Source organism: Micromonospora echinofusca (assembly GCF_017614955.1).
In the GTDB taxonomy this organism is placed as follows: domain Bacteria; phylum Actinomycetota; class Actinomycetes; order Mycobacteriales; family Micromonosporaceae; genus Micromonospora; species Micromonospora echinofusca_A.
Window position 1 is genome coordinate 1 of record NZ_WVUH01000499.1, and the last position, 3,951, is coordinate 3,951.

The following is a 3,951-nucleotide window of genomic DNA, read 5'->3' on the forward strand; positions in this document are numbered from 1 at the left end:
GTGGGGGAGGGGGCCGACCGGGTACCGGTGGGACGGGTACCGGTCGGCGACACCGCAGCGGGCGAGGGGGACGGTTCGGGTGCCGGTGCGGCGGTCGGCAGTACCTGCGGTGTCGGCGGTGCCGACGGACGCAGCTCGGACAGGGCCCAGGCGAGCAGCGCCACCGCCACCACCGTGCCGGCCACCAGCACCACCGGACCCCGCCGGGAGGCCCTACCGTGGGCGGGGCCACGTCGGCGTCGCCCGCCACCCGGGGTGTCCTCCGGTGTCGTCGTACCCACCGCGGCGCCGGTGCCGGTTGCCGGGTCGGCCGGCGCACCGGTGCCGGCGGTCGGACCGTCGACCGGTACGGGAGGTACCGGCGGGACGATCCGGGGCAGGGTGACCGTCGGCGACAGCATCGTGGCGGCCTGCGGGTCACCGGGGAGCAACTGGTCCCGGAGCACCTCCGCCACCTGCCGCGCGCTCGGCCGGTCGGTGGGCCGCCGGGCGAGGCAGCGCAGGCAGACCGACGCCACCAACGGGGGCAGGTCCGGCACACCGGCCAGGGACGGCGGTTCGTCCGTGGCCAGGACGCTGCTCAACTCGTCCCAGGTCTCGGCCGGGTACGGCGGATGACCGGTCAACGTCTCGAAGAGCAGTACCCCGAGGGAGTACACGTCGGTGGCGGGCTGCGCCGGAGCGCCGTCCAACCGTTCCGGGGCGACGTACGCCGGGGTGCCGAACGTACCGCCGTCCTCGTCCTCGTCCGGTGCCCCGACCTGGGTGGCGATGCCGAAGTCCAGCACCTTCGCGCCGGTCGCGGTCATCATGATGTTGGCCGGGGTGACGTCCCGGTGCACGATGCCGAGCCGGTGCGCGGCGGCCAGCGCCTCGGCGACCTCGGCGCACACCTTCACGGCCTCCGGCCAGGGCAGGGGCCCCTCGGTCAGCCGCCACTCCAGTTCCTCGCCGGTGAGCATCTCCATCACCACGAACGCGGTGACCGAACCGTCCGGGGCGACCGTCTCGCCGTAGTCGTGCACCGAGGTCACGTGCGGGTGGATGAGCTGCGCGGCGGACCGGGCCTCCTCGCGCACCATGTCCCGGAACCGGGCGTCGGCGGCCAGCGACGGGGCGAGCACCTTCAGGGCGACGATCCGGTCCAGTACCTCGTCCCGCGACCGCCAGATCACCGACATCCCACCGGCCCCGATCTGGTCGATGAGTCGATACCTGCGGGCCAGCAGTCGGCCGGCTTGCAGTGTTGCCATCGGTGCTCGCACCTACCTGGGGTGAGGGGTCGTATCAGGTTGCGCGAATGTGAACCCGGTGTCAACGAATGTCCCGTACCGGGATGATCACCGACCACCCGTCGGCCCTGCTCGCGGGCGCGTGCCAGGATGAACGCCATGGCAGGCGGCCCGGTGGCGTTCGTACTCGGTGGTGGCGGGGTGCTCGGCGCCGTCGAGGTCGGCATGCTCCGGGCGTTGTTCCGCGCCGACATCCGTCCGGATCTGGTGCTCGGTACCTCCATCGGGGCGGTCAACGGGGCACTGGTGGCCGCCGACCCCACCGAGGCGGTCACCGACCGACTGGTCCGGCTCTGGGCCTCACCCGAGGCGAGCGAGGTCTACGGCGACTCGGTGGCCCGGCAACTGCGCCGGTTCGCCGCCCGTACCCACCTGCACTCGCCCCGTCCACTGCGCCGGCTGCTGGAATCCGAACTGGGGGCCGACACCACCTTCGCCGACCTGCGGATCCCGTTCCGGTGCTGTGCCGCGAGCATCGAACGGGCCGCCGAGCACTGGTTCAGCGCCGGGCCCGTGGTCGACGCGGTACTCGCCTCGGCCTCCGTACCCGGACTGCTGCCACCGGCCGAGATCGACGGGGAGCACTACGTCGACGGTGGCATCGTCAACTCGATCCCGATCGGCGAGGCGGTGGCGGCCGGCGCCCGGCAGATCTTCGTACTCCAGGTGGGGCGGATCGAACGACCCCTCACGCCGCCCCGCCGGCCCTGGGAGATCGCTCAGGTCGCGTTCGAGATCGCCCGCCGGCACCGGTTCGCCCGGGAGATGGCCGCCCTCCCCGCCGACGTGCAGGTGCACGTGCTGCCCACCGGCGGCCTGGAGCCCCGCGACGACACCCCGTGGGCGTACCGGGACATGGCCGCGGTGGGGCGGCGGATCAGCCGCGCCTACACCGCCTCCCGGCGCTACCTGGCCACCAACCTGGAGTCGTGATGCCGCTACCGCCGCGCTGGGTACGTCGTACCGTGCTGGCCCCGGCGGTGGTGCTGCTCGCGGTCCTGCTGGTCACCACCCTGCCGGCCTGGCTGTTGCTGGCCGCTGCGGCGTCCCCCCTGGTACCCGGCTGGCTCCGGCCGCTGCGGCTGCTCTGGATCGGCACGGTCTACCTGGTGTGGGACGCCGCAGCGGTACTGGCGCTCGGCGGGCTCTGGGTGGCCTCCGGGTTCGGCTGGCGGAAACGGTCGCCGGCCTTCCAGCGGGCCCACTACCGGCTCGCCGGCTGGTTCCTCGCGGTCCTGTTCCGGCACGCCCGGTGGGCGCTGCGGCTCCGGATCGCCGTGGTCGGCACGGACCCGGACACCGCGCTGCCCGGCCGACCGGAACTGGTGCTCTGCCGGCACGCCGGGCCGGGTGACTCGTTCATCCTGATCCACGCCCTGGTCAACTGGTTCGCCCGGGAGCCGCGCATCGTGCTGAAGGACACCCTCCAGTGGGACCCGGCGATCGACGTGCTGCTCAACCGGCTGCCCAACCGGTTCCTCGCCCCGCACCCGGAACCCGGCGAGTCGGTCACCGACCAGATCCGCCACCTGGCCACCGGGCTCGACGCCGACGACGCGTTCGTCATCTTCCCCGAGGGCGGCAACTTCACCCCCCGACGCCGTCGGCGGGCCATCGACCGGCTGCGGTCCCGGGGCCTGGAGTCGATGGCGACGCGGGCCGAGGCGATGCGGCATGTGCTCGCCCCGCAACCCGGCGGGATGCTGGCCGCCCTGGACGCCGCGCCGGACGCCGGGGTCATCTTCGTCGCGCACACCGGCCTGGACCGGATGCTGACCGTCGCCGACGTGTGGCGGGAACTGCCGATGGACAAACGGATCGTGATGCGGTTCTGGTCGGTGCCGCCGGAGGAGATCCCGTCCGGTCGGCAGGAACGGATCGAGTGGCTCTACGACTGGTGGGCGCGGATCGACGAGTGGATCGCCGCGAACCGGGACGCACCGGGAGAGTGGATCACCGCCGACCCCGAGAGGCCCGACGGGGCGTAGGGTGCGCACGTGGATGAGATCTGCGTCGTGACGACGGTGGTGGACGCGCGGCCGGTGGCGGACGTGCTCGCCGCCGCAGCGGTCGCCGGCCGCCTGGCGGCCTGCGCCCAGGTGGGCGCCCCGGTGGACAGCACCTACTGGTGGCAGTCGGCCATCCAGACCACGGCGGAGTGGTCGGTGCAGTTCAAGACCGCACCGGACCGGGTCGCCGCCCTCGTCGACCACGTGCGCACCACCCACCCGTACGACGTACCGGAGATCCTGGTCGCCCGGGTGGGCAGCGGCAACCCGGACTACACGGCGTGGGTGCACGAGCAGACCCGGCCCTATCCGGCCCCGGACGCACCGGCGTGAGACGGAGCTAGGTACGGGCACTCTCCCGGGGCTCGACCGGCCGGACGATGATGGCGCGGTGACCACCCCGACCAGCGGTTATCCCTGTCCGATCTGCGGTGCCCCGGCGACCCTCGGCACCGGCTGCCCGGGCTGTGGTGCGCCCGGTGACCCCATCGCCGCCGAGGTGATCCACCTCGACGGTGAGATCGCAACCCTCGGCCCCCGGGTCGAGCAGGCCCGCCGGACGTATTTCGCCCTCGCCGCCGACCTGCGCGCCCGGCAGACCCGTCGGGCCGAACTGGCCGCCCGGGTCCGGGCCGGCGTGGGTGCGGCGC

At 73.6% G+C, this 3,951-nt stretch carries 5 protein-coding genes; 4 read left to right on the plus strand and 1 reads right to left on the minus strand.

Features of this window, described 5'->3' with window-relative positions; genetic code table 11:
• Positions 1-1,253: serine/threonine-protein kinase (locus tag GSF22_RS31660; RefSeq protein WP_208817583.1), on the minus strand; the 1,253-nt coding region annotated here is incomplete at its 3' end.
• Between the two features lie 138 nt (positions 1,254-1,391).
• On the opposite strand from GSF22_RS31660, the gene GSF22_RS31665 reads away from it, so the two are divergent.
• The 4 genes from GSF22_RS31665 to GSF22_RS31680 all read left to right on the plus strand — a co-directional run.
• Positions 1,392-2,225, plus strand: coding sequence for a patatin-like phospholipase family protein (locus tag GSF22_RS31665; protein ID WP_208817584.1), 834 nt, complete (start codon positions 1,392-1,394; stop codon positions 2,223-2,225).
• Positions 2,225-3,280 carry a 1-acyl-sn-glycerol-3-phosphate acyltransferase gene (locus tag GSF22_RS31670; protein WP_208817585.1) on the plus strand — a complete coding sequence of 352 codons (1,056 nt, stop codon included), beginning with the start codon at positions 2,225-2,227 and terminating at the stop codon, positions 3,278-3,280. The genes GSF22_RS31665 and GSF22_RS31670 overlap by 1 nt, the downstream gene beginning before the upstream one ends.
• Before the next feature lie 9 nt (positions 3,281-3,289).
• Entirely contained in the window at positions 3,290-3,634 is a 345-nt protein-coding gene (gene cutA / locus GSF22_RS31675; RefSeq protein WP_208817586.1) for a divalent-cation tolerance protein CutA, read from the plus strand.
• A gap of 58 nt (positions 3,635-3,692) precedes the next feature.
• A partial coding sequence (locus GSF22_RS31680) for a hypothetical protein (RefSeq protein ID WP_208817587.1) occupies positions 3,693-3,951 on the plus strand: 259 nt, incomplete at its 3' end.

Coding starts and splice junctions, on each gene's coding strand:
- GSF22_RS31665 (WP_208817584.1), top strand. CDS start 1,392: ATGGCAGGCGGCCCGGTGGCGTTCGTACTCGGTGGTGGCGGGGTGCTC.
- GSF22_RS31670 (WP_208817585.1), top strand. CDS start 2,225: ATGCCGCTACCGCCGCGCTGGGTACGTCGTACCGTGCTGGCCCCGGCG.